At 68.8% G+C, this 16,967-nt stretch carries 14 protein-coding genes; 9 read left to right on the top strand and 5 right to left on the bottom strand.

Annotation, left to right across the window (positions count from 1 at the left end; all coding sequences use genetic code 11):
* Positions 1-167 precede the first annotated feature (167 nt).
* Positions 168-707 carry an ECF-type sigma factor gene (locus ACXRVZ_RS16360; RefSeq protein ID WP_457426060.1) on the top strand — a complete coding sequence of 180 codons (540 nt, stop codon included), beginning with the start codon at positions 168-170 and terminating at the stop codon, positions 705-707.
* Entirely contained in the window at positions 704-3,580 is a 2,877-nt protein-coding gene (locus tag ACXRVZ_RS16355; protein ID WP_457426058.1) for a protein kinase domain-containing protein, read from the top strand. The genes ACXRVZ_RS16360 and ACXRVZ_RS16355 overlap by 4 nt, the downstream gene beginning before the upstream one ends.
* A gap of 64 nt (positions 3,581-3,644) precedes the next feature.
* Here the strand turns inward: ACXRVZ_RS16355 and ACXRVZ_RS16350 are convergent, their stop codons facing one another.
* The 3 genes from ACXRVZ_RS16350 to metK all read right to left on the bottom strand — a co-directional run bounded on the left by ACXRVZ_RS16350 (position 3,645) and on the right by metK (position 7,127).
* Positions 3,645-4,058, bottom strand: a complete 414-nt coding sequence (locus tag ACXRVZ_RS16350) for a VOC family protein (RefSeq protein WP_457426056.1) — start codon at positions 4,056-4,058, stop codon at positions 3,645-3,647.
* A gap of 126 nt (positions 4,059-4,184) precedes the next feature.
* Positions 4,185-5,726, bottom strand: coding sequence for a methyl-accepting chemotaxis protein (locus ACXRVZ_RS16345; protein WP_457426054.1), 1,542 nt, complete (start codon positions 5,724-5,726; stop codon positions 4,185-4,187).
* Positions 5,727-5,945: 219 nt separating this feature from the next.
* Positions 5,946-7,127, bottom strand: a complete 1,182-nt coding sequence (metK, locus tag ACXRVZ_RS16340; RefSeq protein ID WP_457426052.1) for a methionine adenosyltransferase — start codon at positions 7,125-7,127, stop codon at positions 5,946-5,948.
* Positions 7,128-7,256: 129 nt separating this feature from the next.
* Between metK and ACXRVZ_RS16335 the strand changes: the two genes are divergently transcribed.
* From ACXRVZ_RS16335 to ACXRVZ_RS16310, 6 genes are read left to right on the top strand one after another with little or no spacing between them, the layout of a single operon-like run.
* A complete protein-coding gene (locus tag ACXRVZ_RS16335; RefSeq protein WP_457426050.1) occupies positions 7,257-8,135 on the top strand; it encodes a lysophospholipid acyltransferase family protein in 879 nt (292 codons plus the stop codon).
* Complete coding sequence (gene dapF, locus ACXRVZ_RS16330; protein ID WP_457426048.1) at positions 8,132-8,971, top strand: diaminopimelate epimerase; 840 nt, start codon at positions 8,132-8,134, stop codon at positions 8,969-8,971. Before ACXRVZ_RS16335 ends, dapF begins: the two co-directional genes overlap by 4 nt.
* On the top strand, positions 8,968-9,678 hold the full coding sequence (locus tag ACXRVZ_RS16325; protein WP_457426046.1) for a DUF484 family protein: 711 nt from the start codon (positions 8,968-8,970) through the stop codon (positions 9,676-9,678). The genes dapF and ACXRVZ_RS16325 overlap by 4 nt, the downstream gene beginning before the upstream one ends.
* Positions 9,678-10,598, top strand: coding sequence for a tyrosine recombinase XerC (locus ACXRVZ_RS16320; RefSeq protein WP_457426044.1), 921 nt, complete (start codon positions 9,678-9,680; stop codon positions 10,596-10,598). Before ACXRVZ_RS16325 ends, ACXRVZ_RS16320 begins: the two co-directional genes overlap by 1 nt.
* Positions 10,595-12,118: a hypothetical protein gene (locus ACXRVZ_RS16315; protein ID WP_458232586.1), complete on the top strand. Its 1,524-nt coding sequence runs from the start codon at positions 10,595-10,597 to the stop codon at positions 12,116-12,118. The genes ACXRVZ_RS16320 and ACXRVZ_RS16315 overlap by 4 nt, the downstream gene beginning before the upstream one ends.
* Positions 12,115-13,308, top strand: a complete 1,194-nt coding sequence (locus tag ACXRVZ_RS16310; protein WP_458232585.1) for a class I SAM-dependent rRNA methyltransferase — start codon at positions 12,115-12,117, stop codon at positions 13,306-13,308. Before ACXRVZ_RS16315 ends, ACXRVZ_RS16310 begins: the two co-directional genes overlap by 4 nt.
* Before the next feature lie 3 nt (positions 13,309-13,311).
* Here the strand turns inward: ACXRVZ_RS16310 and ACXRVZ_RS16305 are convergent, their stop codons facing one another.
* Positions 13,312-14,379, bottom strand: a complete 1,068-nt coding sequence (locus tag ACXRVZ_RS16305) for an NF038122 family metalloprotease (protein WP_457426038.1) — start codon at positions 14,377-14,379, stop codon at positions 13,312-13,314.
* A gap of 91 nt (positions 14,380-14,470) precedes the next feature.
* Positions 14,471-14,941, bottom strand: coding sequence for an Lrp/AsnC family transcriptional regulator (locus tag ACXRVZ_RS16300; RefSeq protein WP_457426036.1), 471 nt, complete (start codon positions 14,939-14,941; stop codon positions 14,471-14,473).
* A 138-nt stretch (positions 14,942-15,079) separates the two neighbouring features.
* On the opposite strand from ACXRVZ_RS16300, the gene glmS reads away from it, so the two are divergent.
* The gene (glmS, locus tag ACXRVZ_RS16295; RefSeq protein ID WP_458232584.1) at positions 15,080-16,939 is read left to right on the top strand and encodes a glutamine--fructose-6-phosphate transaminase (isomerizing); all 1,860 of its coding nucleotides are present in this window, start codon (positions 15,080-15,082) and stop codon (positions 16,937-16,939) included.
* Positions 16,940-16,967 lie beyond the last annotated feature (28 nt).

Here is a 16,967-nt window from a genome sequence, read left to right as displayed (position 1 = left end):
AATGCCAGTCCCTCCGCAATAGATGCGCAAATGCCCTTGATTTCGGACACGGCACTCGAAACTTTCTGATGAGGGGAAACCCGAGGCGGCCGTGACCCATCCCGTCCAGCCAGGCCGCAACCCGCCGCAGGGCCTGTGCCAAACTTGAGTGCATGCAGCCCGAGTCAGTGACACAACTGCTGATCCGTGCCGGCGCCGGCGACTCCGCAGCGCTCCAAGACGTGTATGCCGCGATGTACCAGGAGCTCAAGCGTGTTGCGCGGCGCCAGCTGCGCAGCAGGTCCGGACCGATGGGAACCACGGAGCTGGTTCACGAGACCTACCTGAAGCTCACCGGCGGCAAGGTGCCGCCGCTGAATGACCGCAATCACCTTCTCGCCCTCGCGGCGACCGCCATGCGTGAAGTGCTGGTGGACCACGCCCGACAGATGCAGGCGCAAAAGCGCGGCGGCGGCCAGGCCCACCTGACGCTGACCGATGACATCGCCGCCGCGCCGGGGATGGATCTTGCCGACCTGCTGGCCGTGGACCAGGGGCTCAGGAGCCTGGAGGCCTTCGATCCGCGCGCCGCCAAGGTGGTGGAGCTGCTCTGCTTTGGCGGCTACGACGTTGCCGAGATCGCCGAGATCCTGCAACTGGCCGACTACACCGTGCGTCGCGATTGGCGCAAGGCGCGCGCCTTCCTTGCAGCGGGGCTCTCGACATGATTGAGCAAGAGCAGGAGCAGCAGCGCCATCGGCGCGCCTTCGCCATCTTTGACGAATTGATCGACCTGCCCGAGGCGGATCGAGCGGCCCGGCTCGAGACGCTGTGCGTTGGCGATGCATCGCTGCGCGCCGCGCTGGAAGCCATGCTGGCCGCCGACGATGAGGCCGGTGAACCGTTGCTGCAGATCGCGGCTCGCGCCAGCGATTCCCTGCGCGCCGAAGCCTCGCAGGACGAAAGCATCCTGGGCCGGCAGATCGGCGTCTGGCGGATCACCGCGATGCTGGGCCATGGCGGCATGGGTGCCGTGTACGAGGTGCAGCGCGCCGACGCTACTTATTCGCAGCGCGCGGCGCTGAAACTCATCCGCGCGGCGTCCGACTCGCCGAGCGCGCGGTCGCGCTTCCTGCGCGAGCGCCAGACCCTGGCGCGATTGCAGCACCCCAACATCGCCACGCTGCTCGACGGCGGCATCTCGTCCGAGGGCGCCCCGTACTTCGTGATGGAGTACATCGACGGCCAGTCCATCGTGCGCTGGTGCGACGAGCGCACGCTTGGCCTGCGGCAACGCGTCGAGCTGTTCGCGCAGGTGCTGGAGGCCGTTGGCTACGCGCACCGCAACCTCGTGGTGCACCGCGACCTCAAGCCCTCGAACCTGATGGTCGACCGCGATGGCCATGTGAAGCTGCTGGACTTCGGCATTGCCAAGGAGCTCAAGGGCGGCGATCTCACGCAGACGGGCGATCGCGCGCTGACCTTCGAATACGCCTCGCCGGAGCAGCTGCAGCAGGCACCGATCACTACGGCCACGGACATCTGGCAGCTGGGGGTCGTGCTGCATTGCCTGCTCAGCGGCGCGCACCCCTTCGGCATCACGGAGGAAACGCCGCTGCCCAAGCAGCTGCAGCAGCTGGAGCGCTCGCCGGAGCCGCTGACGAAGGCGGCGGCGCATGCCGGTGTCGAGCAGGCCGCGAGTCGCGGCGCATCGAGTCCGCAGGCCTTGTCCGCGTCGATGCGCGGCGGCCTCACCGCCATCGTTGCCAACTGCCTGCAGCGCGAGCCGGAGGCGCGCTATGCCAGCGTCGATGCGCTGGCCGCGGATCTGCGGCGCTGGCTCGATGGCCGACCGGTGGCGGCTGCACCGATCAGCCGTCGCGAACGCGCGTGGCTCTGGCTGCGGCGCAATCGGCTCCTCGCAACCAGCACCGCTGCCGTGGCGGCGGCGCTCCTCGTGGGCACGGGCGTGTCCCTGTGGCAGGCGCAAGAGGCGCGACTGCAGGCCCGGCGTGCCGAGCAGCAGAGTGCGAACGCGCGTGCCGCGATGCAGTTCCTCGTCGACACGCTGGCCGCCGCAGCGCCGGAGCAGGCGCTCAACACGGAAGTGAAGGTGCGCACCCTGCTGGACAAGGCTAGAGCGCACTTGAAGGAAGACGGGGCCATGGACCCTGCCGTGCGGCAGGCGGTGCTGCGCCAGCTCGGGCGCCTGTATTTCTCGCTGGGCGAGTCGCGGATCGCGTCGGAACTCTTTGCCGAAGGCCTTCGCGGGCTCGAGCCGCAGCAGCGCGAAGAGGCGCTGTCCCTCGCMGACGATCTCTCCGCACAGACCAATGTCCTGATCGACATGGAAGAACGGTCACAGGCGCTGGCCACGGCCCAACGGGCCGCGGCGCTGCGGGTGCGCTTCGCGCCTGAGGATGTGGCTCAGCAGCTGCGCTCGCACAGGGATCTGGGCACCGGCTATTACGGCAATCAGGAGCTCGACAAGGCCGAGAAGCAATGGCAAACGGCCATTGCGCTCACGAAGACCATGGCGACACCGCCCGTGGCCGAGGTGATCAGCGTCCATGAAGTGCTGGGGTCCGTGCAAAGCGAGCTGAGCCAACGTGCCAAGGCATTGCAGACCTTCGAAGACGGCCTCGCCTTCGCGGATCGGTTCGGCGTGCCCGCCGCATCGCCGCTGCGCATCTCGCTGATGCGCCGCAAGGGCGAGGTGCTGATCGCCAGCGGCCAGGCTCCCGCGGCGGAACAGATCATCCATGCAGCCATCGAGCTGCAATCGAAGGCGGTCGGCGTGGGGGGCGTGGAAGCGGGTGCGCTGTACAACGCACTGGGGCTGGCGCAGTTCGAGCAAGGCCACTTCGGTGCGGCGGCCGCCACTTTCGCGCGCAGCAACGCGGTGTTCTCTTCAGCCGCCTATGCCCCGTCCCAGCAGGTCGCGGCGCTCGCCAACGAGGCCGCCGTCAACGAAAGTGCCGGCGATTACGCGCGCGCCAGGCTGCTGTACGACCGCGCCGTCGCCCAACTCGACGCAGCGCATGTCGGCGCAACGGACGCCGTCCGGCGCGGCGTGCTGCGCAACGCTTCACGCGTGCTCACCATGACGGGCGACTTCGGCGCAGCGCGCGAATTGCTGGAGCGATTGCAGGCGCAGGCGCGCCAGATCGACGGGCCGGACTCGCAGGAATACGCCTGGGTCCTGTGGCAGCGCGTGGTCCTGGCACGACGCATGCAGGATGAAGCCGGCGGCACGCGGCTGCTGGAGGAGTCGCGCTCGCGCTGGTCGAAGCTTGTGCCCCAGACCCATCCGATCTTCGCGCATGCCCAGATCAACGAGGCTGTGTTCGCCGAGCTTCGCGGCGACCTGGCGACGGCGGAGCGCCTGCTCCGCGAGGCCGAGACCCGCCTGGAGGCCGCCGCCAAGCCGGTCGACGTGGCCGTCACACGAGCGACGTTGGCCCGCATCCGTTTCAAGCGTGGCGATCCGGTCGGCGCACGAACGCTGCTGTCATTGGCCTTGCCGGTGCTGCGCGAGTCCGTGCTGCCAACGCATGTCGGGCGTAGCGAAGCCGAGCAGCTCGCCCGCAGGCTGCTGTGATATTGCTTGCCAGCCGAATGTGGCGAGTCGAAAGACTGCACCCAGCCTTCGGCTGAAGGCGTATTCAGCTCGCGGCCGCGGGCATCGCCGCCGGGTCCATCCAGAGCGCCGCCCACATGTGACCGTCGGGGTCGGCCAGGTCGCGGGTGTACATGAAGCCGTGGTCCTCCATCGGGTTCACATCGGCCTGCCCGCCGTGAGCCGCGGCGGCCTCGTTCATTGCGTCGACGGCGGCGCGGCTCTCCAGGGCCAGGGAAAGCATCATCCCGCACGAGCCGGCCGGCGGGAACGGCCGCTGCGTGAAGCTCCGCCACTTGGCGTGCGTGACCAGCATGACGTGGATGGCCTCGCTCCAGACCATGGCGGAGGCGTCCTCACCGCTGAAATGCGGGTTCTGGCTGAAGCCCAGCGCCTTGTAGAAGGCGGTTGAGGCGCTGAGCTCGGTGACCGGGAGGCTGATGAAGAGGGTCTTGGTCATGGTTCGCTCCATGGGCGGGTTGAGGCTGGCGTCCTGGCACATGCAGGACACGCCGTCAGTACGACGATCGGGCAGTACCTGGATCGACAAAACCCCGAAATGCTGCCGCGACGAGGGCCGACCCCTTCAGGTCTTGAACGTCGAGACCAGCTTCACCAGTTCGCCGGCCTGATGCTTCAGGCTCTCGGCGGCTGCGGCGCTTTCCTCGACGAGCGCGGCGTTCTGCTGGGTGGCCTCGTCCATCTGCGCGATGGCCAGGCCGACCTGGCTGACGCCGGTGCTCTGCTCGCGGCTGGCCGAGCTGATCTCGCGCACGATCTGGGCCACGCGACCGATGGAGGTGACCACCTGCTGCATGGTCTCGCCGGCGCGGTTCACCAGCACGGCGCCCTGACCGACGCGCTCGACGCTGTCGCCAATCAGCACCTTGATTTCCTTGGCCGCGTCGGCGCTGCGCTGGGCCAGCATGCGCACCTCGCTGGCCACGACGGCAAAGCCGCGGCCCTGCTCGCCCGCGCGCGCCGCCTCGACGGCGGCGTTCAGGGCCAGGATGTTGGTCTGGAAGGCGATGGCGTCGATGGTGCCGATGATGTCGCCGATCTTGCGCGAGCTCTCCTCGATGCCGCGCATGCGCTGCACCGCCTCGCCCACGACCTCGCCGCCCTTGCGCGCCACCTCGCTCGCGTCGTGCGCGAGCTGATCGGCCTGGCCGGCGTTGTCGGCGTTCAGCTTGACGGTGGCCGACACCTCCTCCATCGCCGCGGCGGTCTGCTGGATGGCACTGGCCTGCTGCTCGGTGCGGGCAGACAGATCGTTGCTGCCCAGGGAAATTTCGGAACTGGCGGTGGCCACGCCGTCGGCGTTGTGGCGCACCGAGCTGACGAGGTGCCGCAAGGACACCTGCATGTTGGCCAGGGCCTGGGTGAGCTGGGCCGTCTCGTCGCTGCCCACGCTGCGGATCTCGCGCGAGAGGTCGCCCTGGCCGACTTCCTCGGCTTCCTGGATGGCGACGCGCAGCGGCCTGACGACGGAGCGCGTGATCAGCCAGGCCGCGGCAACGCCCAGGCTCAGGCAGATGGCGGACAGCACCAGCATGACGAGCTGGGTACGGCGTGCAGCCGCCAGCACCGAACTGGTTTCGTCGCGCACGCGCTCGCCCTGGTAGTCGGCCATGCGGCTGATGGTGGCGACATAGGCGTCGGCGGCCGGGCGCATCTTGCCTTCCAGCGTCTGCAGCGCGGCATCGGCCTCGCCGGCCTTGAGCTGGGCGAAGACCTGGTTGCGGATGTCGACATAGGCTTTGCGGGCCGTGGCGATCTCGTCGAGGATGGCCTTGCCCTTGTCCGTGTCGACCGCCTTGGTCAGCCCTTCCTGCAACTCGTTGATCTTGGCGCTGGTCGTCTTGATGACGGGCGCGAAGAACTCGGCCACCGGCCCCGAACCACCCGCCCGCGAGACGGCGTCGGTGCGCGTCACGTTGAGCTGGGTCTGGGTGCGCCAGTCCTGCGCCAGGTCTTGCTGGCGTTGCAGCTCGATGAGCAGGTTGATGTGCGGACCGACGGTGGCCATCTGCCGGTAGCTCAGGCCCACGGCGAGCGCCAGCAGCACCAGCACCAACCCGAAGCCCAGGAACAAACGTGTCCCGATTCGCAAGGACTGCATTTTCATCACCGTCTCCTAGGTTGTTCTTTTGCAGACCGGTGAGCCGCGCGCGCACTCTGCCGGTGCGTTGACTCTACTCGTGAGGGTGTTCGATAGGCACACAGAGAAACACCGCCTCGGGGGGCGGTGTTTGGCAGAGTGGGCTCGGTCTTTTGGTCTCCTCTCACGTCGCTACGCGACATGAGCGTCGCCCACGCACCGAACCGCGCTGGCGCGCGGCGGCCTTTATAGGCCGGCAGCAGCGCGTAGCGCTGCCGCTTTGTCGGTGCGTTCCCAAGTGAATTCCGGCTCTTCGCGGCCGAAGTGGCCATAGGCGGCCGTCTTGGAATAGATCGGGCGCAGCAGATCCAGCATCTGGATGATGCCCTTGGGACGCAGGTCGAAATGCTCGTTCACCAGCGCGGCCAGCTTGTCGTCGGAGATGACGCCGGTGCCTTCGGTGTAGACGGTCACGTTCATCGGCCGGGCCACGCCGATGGCGTAGGCGACCTGGATCTGGCATTGGCGCGCCAGGCCGGCGGCGACGATGTTCTTGGCCACGTAGCGCGCGGCGTAGGCGGCCGAGCGATCGACCTTGGAAGGGTCCTTGCCGCTGAAGGCGCCACCACCGTGCGGGCAGGCGCCGCCGTAGGTGTCGACGATGATCTTGCGGCCGGTCAGGCCGCAGTCGCCCTGCGGGCCGCCGACGACGAAGCGGCCGGTCGGGTTGATCAAATACTTGGTGTCTTCGGTCAGCCAGTTCTTGGGCAGCACGGGCTTGATCAGCTCTTCGCGGATGGCCTCGTAGAACTCGTCCGTCATGCGGTCGCCGAGCGAGTACTCGGGCGCGTGCTGGGTGGACAGAACGACGGTGTCGATGCTGTGCGGCTTGCCGTCCACGTAGCGCATCGTCACCTGGCTCTTGGCGTCGGGGCGCAGGAAGGGCAGGCGGCCGTCCTTGCGCAACTGGGCCTGGCGCTCCACCAGGCGGTGGGCGTAGTAGATGGGCGCGGGCATCAGCTCCGGCGTCTCGTCGCAGGCGTAGCCGAACATCAGGCCCTGGTCGCCGGCGCCGATGTTGAGGTGGTCGTCGCTGGCGTGATCGACGCCCTGGGCGATGTCGTTGCTCTGCTTGTCGTAGGCGACGAGGACGGCGCAGCCCTTGTAGTCGATGCCGTACTCGGTGTTGTCGTAGCCGATGCGCTTGATGGTGTCGCGCGCGACCTGGATGTAGTCGACATGCGCGTTGGTCGTGATCTCGCCGGCCAGCACGACGAGGCCGGTGTTGCACAGCGTCTCGGCGGCCACTCTAGAGCGCGGGTCCTGCTCGAAGATGGCGTCGAGGATGGCGTCCGAGATCTGGTCGGCCACCTTGTCGGGGTGTCCTTCAGAGACGGATTCAGACGTGAAGAGGAAATCGTTGGCCACTTTTAAACTCCGGTTGCTTGGTTGGCGGCGTCGCCGTTGCTCCAGGAGGTGCGGCGAACGCTTTAGCGGGATTTATGAATCGCCCCGCAAGTAGTTCAGTAACTCGGCGATGCGCGAAGTATAGAAAACATGGGCCTGGTCTTTCGTTGTTTATCCCTGGTGCCTCTGGCGCTTTTGCACGCATTGGGGGCGGTGCTGGGCTGGGTCGTCTACTTCGCCTCGGGCGTCTACCGGCGGCGCTTCAAGGCCAATGTGGCCCAGGCCGGTGTGCCCTGGCCCGAGGCGCGGCCGGCGATCGCGGCGGCCGGGCGCATGGCGGCCGAGCTGCCGTGGCTGTGGGTGGCCAGTCGCGGCAAGCCGCTGGGCAGCAAGCTGCAATGGGACGGCGGCGAGCTGATCGCGCAAGCGCTGGCCGAGAAGCGCGGCCTCGTCATGCTGACGCCGCACATGGGCTGCTTCGAGATCTGCGCGCAGGCGATTGCCGAGCGCTTCACCACGGCCGAGGCGCCGATCACCGTGTTGTACCGGCCGGCGCGGCAGGCGTCCATGCGCGAGGTGATGGCCGGCTCGCGCGAGCGGCCCGGGTTGGCCACCGCGCCGGCCTCACTCTCCGGCGTGCGCCAGATGATCCGCGCGCTGCGCCGCGGCGAGGTCATCGGCCTGCTGCCCGACCAGGTGCCGCCTGACGGCCTGGGCGTCTGGGCGCCGTTCTTCGGCCGGCCGGCCTACACGATGACGCTGGCGGCCCGCCTCGTGCAGCAGACCGGCGCGGCGCTGCTGCTGATCTGGGGCGAGCGGCTGCCGGGCGGCGAGGGCTTTGTCGTTCATGTGATGCCCGCGCCCGAGATCGCCAAGACCGCGTCGAACGAGGATGCGGCCGCCACCGTCAACGCGGCGATGGAGAGCGTCATCCGCCGCGCGCCGGGCCAGTACCTGTGGGGCTACCACCGCTACAAGCGGCCGCGCGGCCTGGACATCGGCGCCGCGCCCGATAATCCCTCCCCATGAATTTGCGCTTCACCAAGATGCATGGCGCGGGCAATGACTTCGTCGTCATCGACGCGACCCGTGAGCCCTTCGCGCTGACGCGGGAACAGATGCGCCTGCTCGGCGACCGGCGCTTCGGCGTCGGCTGCGATCAGATCCTGGTCATCGAGCCCAGCCAGGCCGCCGGCGCGGACTTCCGCTACCGCATCTTCAACAACACCGGCGACGAGGTGGAGCACTGCGGCAACGGCTCGCGCTGCTTCGTGCGCTTCGTCATCGATGCCGGCCTGACGGACAAGCGCGAGATCCGCGTCGACACGATGAACCGCCGCCTGCTGCTGACCCTGCAGGATGACGGCCGCGTGACCGTGGACATGGGCGCACCGGTGTTCGAGCACGCGGCGCTGCCCTTCGATGCGAACGGGCTGAAAGCCCGCGTCGTCAACGGCTTCGAACTGTGGCCTGTGCAAGGCGTCGAGCTGGCCGTCGTCTCCATGGGCAACCCGCACGCGGTGCAACGTGTCGACGACGTCGAGACCGCGCCGGTGGCCACACTTGGCCCGCTGATCGAACACGAGGCCCGCTTTGCCAAACGCGTCAACGCCGGCTTCATGCAGGTGCTGAGCCGCGACCGCATCGCGCTGCGCGTCTACGAGCGCGATGCCGGCGAGACGCTGGCCTGCGGCACGGGCGCCTGCGCGGCCGTCGTCGCGGGCATACGCGCCGGCTGGCTGGACGCGGCCGTGGAAGTGCAGACCCGCGGCGGCCTGCTGCGCATCGAATGGGCCGGTGGCCAAAGTCCGGTCCTGATGACCGGCCCCGCTGTGAAAGTTTTTGATGGAGAGATCACGCTGTGAGTTCCAACCCGGCCGCTGACGCGGTGCAAGGCATCACCGAAACCGACATCGCCAACTACCTGGCGTCCACCCCCGGTTTCTTCGAACGGCACTCGGCGCTGCTCGCCAGCGTGCAGTTGCAGCACCCGCATGGCGCCCGCGCCGTGTCGCTGCAGGAGCGCCAGGCCGAGATGTTGCGCGACAAGATCAAGGCCCTGGAGCTGCGTGTCATCGACATGATCCGCAACGGCCAGGACAACGTCGCCATCGCCGACCGACTGCACCGCTGGACGCTGGCCGTCATGCGCGCCGTGGGCACGCCCGAGCTGCCGGAGGTGTTGCTGGCCGAGCTGCGCCACCAGTTCATGATTCCGCAGGCCAGCCTGCGCCTGTGGGGCGTGGCGGCCGATTACGAGGCGACCGAGTTCGCGGCCTCGGTCAGCCCGGACGTGCGCAGCTTTGCCTCCAGCCTGAGCCAGCCCTATTGCGGCGTGAACTCGGGCTTCGAGGCCGCGCGCTGGCTGGGGTTGAGCGAAAGCGGCGGCATCGCCACGTCGCTGGCGCTGATCCCGTTGAGCCTGCCCAAGGCCAACGAAGGCAAGCCCTTCGGCCTGCTGGTGCTGGGCTCGCCCGACCCGACGCGCTACACGGCGGAGATGGGCACGGACTTCCTCACGCGCGTAGGCGAGATCGCCAGCGCGGGCTTGGCGGGTCTGCTTGCCGCGTGATGGAGTTGTGCGCTGACTTCGGCGAGTACTTGCAGCACGCCCGCGTGCAGCAACGCCTGAGTCCGCGCACGCTGCGCATCTACACCGACGGCCTTGAGCGGCTCCAGGCCATGCTGGCCGCGGCGTCCATCAACGCCCGTGCCCTGAGCGTCGCCCAGGCCCGCCGCCTCGCCGCCCTGCTGCACCGCGAGGGCCTGGGCCCGAAGTCCATCGCGCTGCTGCTGTCCGTCTGGCGCAGTGCCTACCGCTGGCTGGGCCTGCAGGGCCGCGTCGCGCTCAACCCTTTCAACGGCCTGCGCGCGCCGAAAGCGCCCAAGCCCCTGCCGAAAGCACTGGGCGTGGACGATGCCGTGCAACTGGCCAGCCATGTGCCCGACGAGATCGCCGACTCACGGCTGGAGGCGCGCGACCACGCGATGGTGGAGCTGCTCTACGGCGCCGGCCTGCGCGCGGCCGAGCTGATCGGCCTGGACGTGCAGGCCAGCGGCCAGGCGGACGGCTGGGTCGACTTGCAGTCCACCGAGATCCATGTGCTCGGCAAGGGCGGCAAGCGCCGCAGCACGCCGCTGGGCAAGGCGGCGGCCGACGCGCTGCGGGCCTGGTTGGCCGTGCGCGGCCAGGTCGCGGTGGCCGGCGAAGCGGCCCTCTTCGTCGGCGCTCGGGGCCATCGAATTTCCGGCTCCACGCTGCGCACCATGCTGTCGGCCCGCGCCGTCAGCGCCGGCATGCCGGCCCACGTCCACCCGCACATGCTGCGGCACAGCTTTGCCTCCCACCTGCTGCAGTCCAGCGGCGACCTGCGCGCGGTGCAGGAACTGCTGGGCCACGCCCACATCACGACGACCCAGGTGTACACACAACTCGACCACCAGCACCTGGCTCGCATTTACGACGCGGCCCACCCGCGCGCCAAAAAATGAATCGCCGAATTGCAGCCCTGGTGGCGCTCCTGCCCGCCTGTGCGCTGGCCACTCCCGATGAAGCCCCTTTTGCGAATGTTGCGCGCTTGAACGCCGTGCGCCCCGCCGCCGTCGAGGCCAACTGGACGCGCATGAAGATGCCAGACGGCGGCCGCACCGCCTTCGCGTCGGTCAGCTACATGATGGCGCTGGACGACGACTGGGGCTTCGGCCCCGGCTTCTACGGCACGGCCAAGGGCAACTACGGCGGCATCTTCACCGTGGGCTTCACGGGCCAGCGGCGCTGGCGGCTGTCGGGCAACACGCACCTGGCGGCCAGCCTCTACGTCGGCGCGGGCGGCGGGCTGTCGAGCCAGGTCATGCGCTTCGGCGGCGGCCTGATGCTGCGGCCCGAGCTGTCGATCCGCACCGAGAACGGCCCCTGGTACACCGGCGTCGGCATTTCGCAGATCCGCTTCCCCAGCGGCAACGTGAGGAGCGGCGTGGGCCTGGCCTTCACGGTCGGCCGGTCCATGGACTTTGCGAGCTTCTCGCCCGACGACGCCGGCAAGCCCGCGCGCTCGGGCCGGCGCACCGGGCTGGGGTTTGACGAGATCACGCTGACCGGTGGCATGGAGAAGCCACGTGGCAGCAGCCGCACCCGCGGCGGCACGCCGTATGCGGGCAAGGTCGGCAAGGCCGGCGGCGAGCTGCGCCAGTACATCGCCGACGGCAGCTGGTGGGCCTTCGAGGCCGCAGGCGCGGCCAAGGGCGGCGTCGACGGCTACATGGAAGTGCTGGGCCAGATCGGCCAGGACTGGGCGCTGTTCGGCACGCCGCGCCTGCGCGTGGGTGGCCAGTTGGGCGCCGGCCTGGGCGGCGGCGGCAATGTCGACACCGGCAACGGCTGGCTGCTGCGCGCCGGGCCGACGCTGCGCTGGATCACGCCCTGGGGCCCCAGCCTGCGCGTGGACGCGGGCCTCACCCATGCGCCCAGCGGCCACTACAGCGCGACCTATCTGCGCGCCGCACTCAGCATGCCGCTGGACCGTACGCCCACGCTGATCGCCGATGACCCGGGCGGCACCGTGCGCGTACAGCAGCTCGGCGCCAGCGTCATGCACCTGCCGCGCGTGCGCTTCAAGGACGGGCGCCAGGAGGCCGTGAGCCATCTGGCCATCAGCATGTCGCGCGAGTTCTCGTCGCACCTCTATGGCACGGCCCAGGCCGGCAGCGCTGCGGCAGGCAGCGCGGGGGCCTACTCCTTCGGCCTGTTCGGCCTTGGCGTGCAGAGCGACCCGCTGTGGGGCAGCCAGCTGCGTGTCGGCGCCGAGTGGCTGGTGGGCGCGGCCGGCGGTGGCGGCGTAAAGGTGGGCGGCGGCGCGGTGACGCAGGCCGAGGTGTGGGCGCAATGGCAGCTCGCCGAGCGGCTGCGCCTGCGCGCCGGCGTCGGCCAGTTCCGCACGATTCGCGGCAGTGACCAGTCGACGCCGCTGACGCATCTGCAACTCAGCTACGCCTTCGGAGCTTTGCAACGATGAAGAAGGTCGTTATCCGGCCCGGCAAGGAGCGTTCGCTCGTCAAGCGCCATCCCTGGGTGTTCGAGAGCTCCGTCGCGCGCGGCGGTGGCGACCCGGGCGAGACGGTGCGCGTGGAGTCGGCCGACGGCGCCTTCCTGTGCTGGGCGGCGTTCAGCCCGCAGTCGCAGATCCGCCTGCGCGCCTGGAGCTTCGACGAGGCCGAGCGCATCGACGCGGCCTTCTTCAAGCGGCGCATCGCCCAGGCGATCGCGATGCGCAAGCGGCTGGCGATCGCGTCCGATGCCTGGCGCCTGATCCACGGCGAGGCCGACGGCCTGCCCGGGCTCATCGTCGACCGCTACGGCGACACGCTGGTGGCGCAGTTCGGCAGCACCGGCGCCGAGCGCTGGAAGGCGCAGATCGCCGACGCGCTGCTGGCCGAGACCGGCCTCACGCGGCTGTACGAGCGCTCCGACGCCCAGGCCCGCGAGTGGGAGGGCCTGCCCATGCAGACCGGCTGGCTGCGTGGTGACGGCGCAACTGCACTGACCATCMGCGAGCACGACTGGCAGCTGACGCTGGACGTGGCCGAGGGCCACAAGACCGGCTACTACCTCGACCAGCGCGACAGCCGCCGCCGCTTTGCCGACGCGGTGAAGCAGTACGGCGTGCAGAGCGTGCTGAATTGCTTCAGCTACACCGGCGGCTTCTCGGTCGCGGCTCTGGCGGGCGGCGCGACGCAGGTCGTCAGCGTGGACTCGTCCGGCCCGGCATTGGAGCGCGCCAAGGCGCATGTCGCGCTGAACGGCTTCGACGCCAGCCGCCACGAAGCCTGGGACGCGGACGTCAATGCCACGCTGCGCCGCTGCCTGGAAGAACTGAAGCATGGGGGCCGGCGCTTCGACGCCATCGTGCTCGACCCGCCCAAGTTCGCGCCCACCGTGGCCCATGCCGAGCGCGCCGCGCGCGCCTACAAGGACATCAACCGGCTAGCTTTCATGCTGCTGAACGAGGGCGGGCTGCTGTACACCTTCTCGTGCTCGGGCGGCATCGCGCCCGACCTCTTCCACAAGATCGTCGCCGGCGCGGGCCTGGACGCCGGCGTGGACGGCTACATCGTCGAGCGCCTGTCCGCAGCGGCAGACCATCCGCAGACGGTCTGCTTCCCCGAGGGCGACTACCTCAAGGGGCTGGGGCTGCTGAAGCGCTGAACTTCAGGCGCGGCGGCGGCGAGACCAGCCCAGCACGGCCAGGCCGCTCAGCAGCAGGGCATAGTTCTGCGGCTCCGGCACGGCGGCGGTGACATCCCAGCCGATGGCGTCCATGGCGCGCAGGTCGGTGGCGGTGGCGTCGCGGGACTGGCCGTAGTGCACGAACGGGTCCAGCAGCACGGGGGCGTCAGCGACGAAGTGGCTGGCCTGGTTGCCGTCGCCGTGGTAGGTGCCGGTCGAGAACGCCAGGATGGCGCTGGCGCCGCCGTCCACCGAGAAGTAGGGCCTGGGGTCGCCGCCCACGGCCAGGTTCAGCGTGTTGGGCGCCGAGTAGCGGTACAGGTCCAGCGTGGAGAACCAGGGGCTGCTCTCGAAGCCGCCGGCCGTGCCGCACTGTGCGGCGTGGTCCAGGCAGTAGTCGATGCCGTCCACGCCCGAGACGAAGCCCAGCGCATGGCCGATCTCGTGCTCGGCCACGGTGATGAAGTCCAGCTTGTCACTGGGCACCCCGCCATTGACGCGGGTGTAGGCGAAGTTGCTGGCGAAACCGGTGGAGAACTTGATGCTCGCGTCCGGGCTGCCGGCATCGGTGGCCGTGTCCGTGAAACCCAGCGCCTTGGCGTTGGCCGCCGTCAGCTTGAGCGTGCTGTTGTTGAGGGAGCCGTCGTTGTCCAGGCGCGTCGTCAGGTCGGGCTGGGTCGCCAGGAAGCTCAGCGAGGAGCCGGCCTGCAGATGGCCGACGGCGCTGGTGTCAGTGGCCGACTTGGCGTCCGCCGCCAGGCGGCCGCGCAGATTTCCATAGCTCGCCTGGTAGTAGGTCCAGGTCGCCGAGCCCAGCGTGTTGCCGCCCAGGTCGTCGAAGCCGATGTTGATGTAGACCGTGACGTTGTCGGTCAGCTTGCTCTCCCAGAAGCTGGCGGCGCTCTCGAAGGCGGCGAACTGCTGGCTGCTCATGGCCGTGGCGCCGACGTCCTTGAAGACGATGTCGAGCGCCTGGGCGGCGGGGGCCAGGCCGGCGAGGCCCATGGCCAGGAAGAGTGCAGCGGGGCGGCAGAAAGGGCGGGCAGGCATCGCGGACTCCAGGACGGGAAACGAAACAGCCGGAATTCTGGGTGGCTTCCATGAAGCTGGCGACGTGGGTGGCGCCATGACGGCCCGCAAGCTAGGGGGTGGGCAGGCAAATGCGGGGGTCGAACTTGGCCCGCTTGACGCTGAAGAAGGCCTTGATGTTGCGCACATTGGCGTCCTGGGTCAGCAGGCGCTGCGTGAGCGCGTGATACGCCGGCATGTCGGGCATCTGTGCGACGAGCACGAAGTCCGGCCCCGGCGACACGCGCCAGCATTGCTGCACGGCGGCTTCCTGCACGGCACGTGCCTCGAAGGCGTCCAGATGCTCGGCGCCCTGGCGGTCAAGCGTGATCTCCAGGATGACGGACAGCCCAGCGCCGAGCTTCTCGGGCGACAGCAGGGCCACCCGGCGCTCGACGATGCCGGCGTCCACCAGCCGCTTCACACGGCGCAGGCAGGTGGCGGGCGACACCGACACACGGGCGGCCAGGTCCTGGTTGCTCAGGGCCGCGTCAGTCTGCAAGGCGTCGAGCAGGCGGAGGTCGATGGCGTCAAATTCATTCATTTGTATTAATTTTATGAATGAAAATTTCACCATCGACGATCGAGGAAATATTCATTCAGAACTGGTGAAATTTTGCATGCATTTGCCGCTCTGGCTTGCCTAGCATGCGCGCCATCCCTAGATAGCAAGAGGTCATCCATGTGCGGCATCGTCGGCGCGGTCAGTCAGCGCAACATCGTTCCCATCCTCGTTGAAGGCCTGAAGCGGCTGGAGTACCGGGGCTATGACTCCTGCGGCGTGGCCGTGCACCAGGACGGCGGCCTGCGTCGCGCCCGCAGCACCTCGCGCGTGGCCGAGCTGCAGCACCAGGCGGACCAGGACGGCATCGCCGCCGGCACCGGCATCGCCCACACCCGTTGGGCCACCCACGGCGCGCCGGCCGTGCACAACGCCCACCCGCATTTCTCGGTGGGCCCGAACACGGAGGCTGGGGGCATCGGCCGCATCGCACTCGTCCACAACGGCATCATCGAGAACCATGACGAACTGCGCGCCGAGCTGAAGACGCGCGGCTACCAGTTCCACAGCCAGACCGACACCGAGGTCATCGCCCACCTCATCGACCACCTCTACAGCGGCGACCTGCTGGACGCCGTGCAGCAAGCCCTGCCGCGCCTCAAGGGCGCCTACGCGGTGGCCGTGTTCTGCCGTGACGAGCCGCACCGCGTCGTCGCCGCCCGCGAGGGCTCGCCGCTGGTGCTGGGCGTGGGCGAGGGCGAGAACTTCGTCGCCTCCGACGCCATGGCCCTGGCCGGCGTGACCAACCAGATCGTCTACCTGGAAGAGGGCGACGTCGTCGACCTGCAGCTCGGCCGCTACTGGCTCAGCCAGCTCGACACCAAGACCGGCCGCTACCAGTCCGTCGAGCGCGAGGTCAAAACCGTGCACGCCCACAGCGGCGCCGCCGAGCTGGGCCCCTACCGCCATTACATGCAGAAGGAAATCTTCGAGCAGCCCACGGCCATCGCCAACACGCTCGAAGCCATCACCGCCATCAGCCCCGAGCTCTTCGGCGACGGCGCCTACCGCGTGTTCAAGGAGATCGACAAGGTCCTCATCCTGGCCTGCGGCACGAGCTACTACTCGGGGTCGACAGCCAAGTACTGGCTGGAAAGCATTGCCAAGATCCCGACCTCGGTCGAGATCGCCAGCGAATACCGCTACCGCGACAGCGTGCCCGACCCCAAGACGCTCGTCGTCACCATCAGCCAGAGCGGCGAGACGGCCGACACCATCGCCGCACTCAAGCACGCCCGCTCACTGGGCATGAAGCACACGCTGACCATCTGCAACGTGGCCACCAGCGCCATGGTGCGCGAGTGCGAGCTGGCCTACATCACGCGCGCCGGCGTCGAGATCGGCGTCGCTTCCACCAAGGCGTTCACGACTCAGCTGGTCGGCCTGTTCCTGCTGACGCTGGCCCTGGCCCAGACCCGCGGCCACCTCAGCGAGGCCGACGAGGCGCAACACCTGAAGGACCTGCGCCACCTGCCCGTGGCCGTGCAGGCCGTGCTGGCGCTTGAGCCGCAAGTCATCGCCTGGAGCGAGGAATTCGCGCGCAAGGAGAACGCCCTGTTCCTGGCGCGCGGCCTGCACTACCCCATCGCCATGGAAGGTGCGCTCAAGCTCAAGGAGATCACCTACATCCACGCCGAGGCCTACGCCGCCGGTGAGCTCAAGCATGGCCCGCTGGCGCTGGTCACGTCCGAGATGCCCGTGGTGACCGTGGCGCCCAACGACGCGCTGCTGGAAAAGCTCAAGAGCAACATGCAGGAAGTGCGCGCCCGCGGCGGTCAGCTCTACGTGTTTGCCGATGGCGACACGGCCATCGAAAGCGAAGCCGGCCTGCACGTCATCCGCATGCCGGAGCACTACGGCGCGCTGTCCCCCATCCTGCACGTCGTGCCGCTGCAGCTGCTGGCGTATCACACGGCGTGTGCGCGAGGGACGGATGTGGACAAGCCGAGGAATTTGGCGAAGAGCGTGACCGTCGAATGACGGGCAGGCGCGTAGCCAAATTTGAGCC

Source organism: Roseateles sp. P5_E8, assembly GCF_054177665.1.
This window is presented reverse-complemented; position numbering and strand designations above follow the sequence as displayed.

What these genes read in the sequence shown, in the direction of transcription:
- ACXRVZ_RS16315 (WP_458232586.1), top strand. Translation starts at nt 10,595, where the DNA reads ATGAATCGCCGAATTGCAGCCCTGGTGGCGCTCCTGCCCGCCTGTGCG.
- ACXRVZ_RS16345 (WP_457426054.1), bottom strand. Translation starts at nt 5,726, where the DNA reads ATGAAAATGCAGTCCTTGCGAATCGGGACACGTTTGTTCCTGGGCTTC.
- dapF (WP_457426048.1), top strand. Translation starts at nt 8,132, where the DNA reads ATGAATTTGCGCTTCACCAAGATGCATGGCGCGGGCAATGACTTCGTC.
- ACXRVZ_RS16320 (WP_457426044.1), top strand. Translation starts at nt 9,678, where the DNA reads ATGGAGTTGTGCGCTGACTTCGGCGAGTACTTGCAGCACGCCCGCGTG.
- glmS (WP_458232584.1), top strand. Translation starts at nt 15,080, where the DNA reads ATGTGCGGCATCGTCGGCGCGGTCAGTCAGCGCAACATCGTTCCCATC.
- ACXRVZ_RS16335 (WP_457426050.1), top strand. Translation starts at nt 7,257, where the DNA reads ATGGGCCTGGTCTTTCGTTGTTTATCCCTGGTGCCTCTGGCGCTTTTG.
- ACXRVZ_RS16350 (WP_457426056.1), bottom strand. Translation starts at nt 4,058, where the DNA reads ATGACCAAGACCCTCTTCATCAGCCTCCCGGTCACCGAGCTCAGCGCC.
- ACXRVZ_RS16300 (WP_457426036.1), bottom strand. Translation starts at nt 14,941, where the DNA reads ATGAATGAATTTGACGCCATCGACCTCCGCCTGCTCGACGCCTTGCAG.
- ACXRVZ_RS16305 (WP_457426038.1), bottom strand. Translation starts at nt 14,379, where the DNA reads ATGCCTGCCCGCCCTTTCTGCCGCCCCGCTGCACTCTTCCTGGCCATG.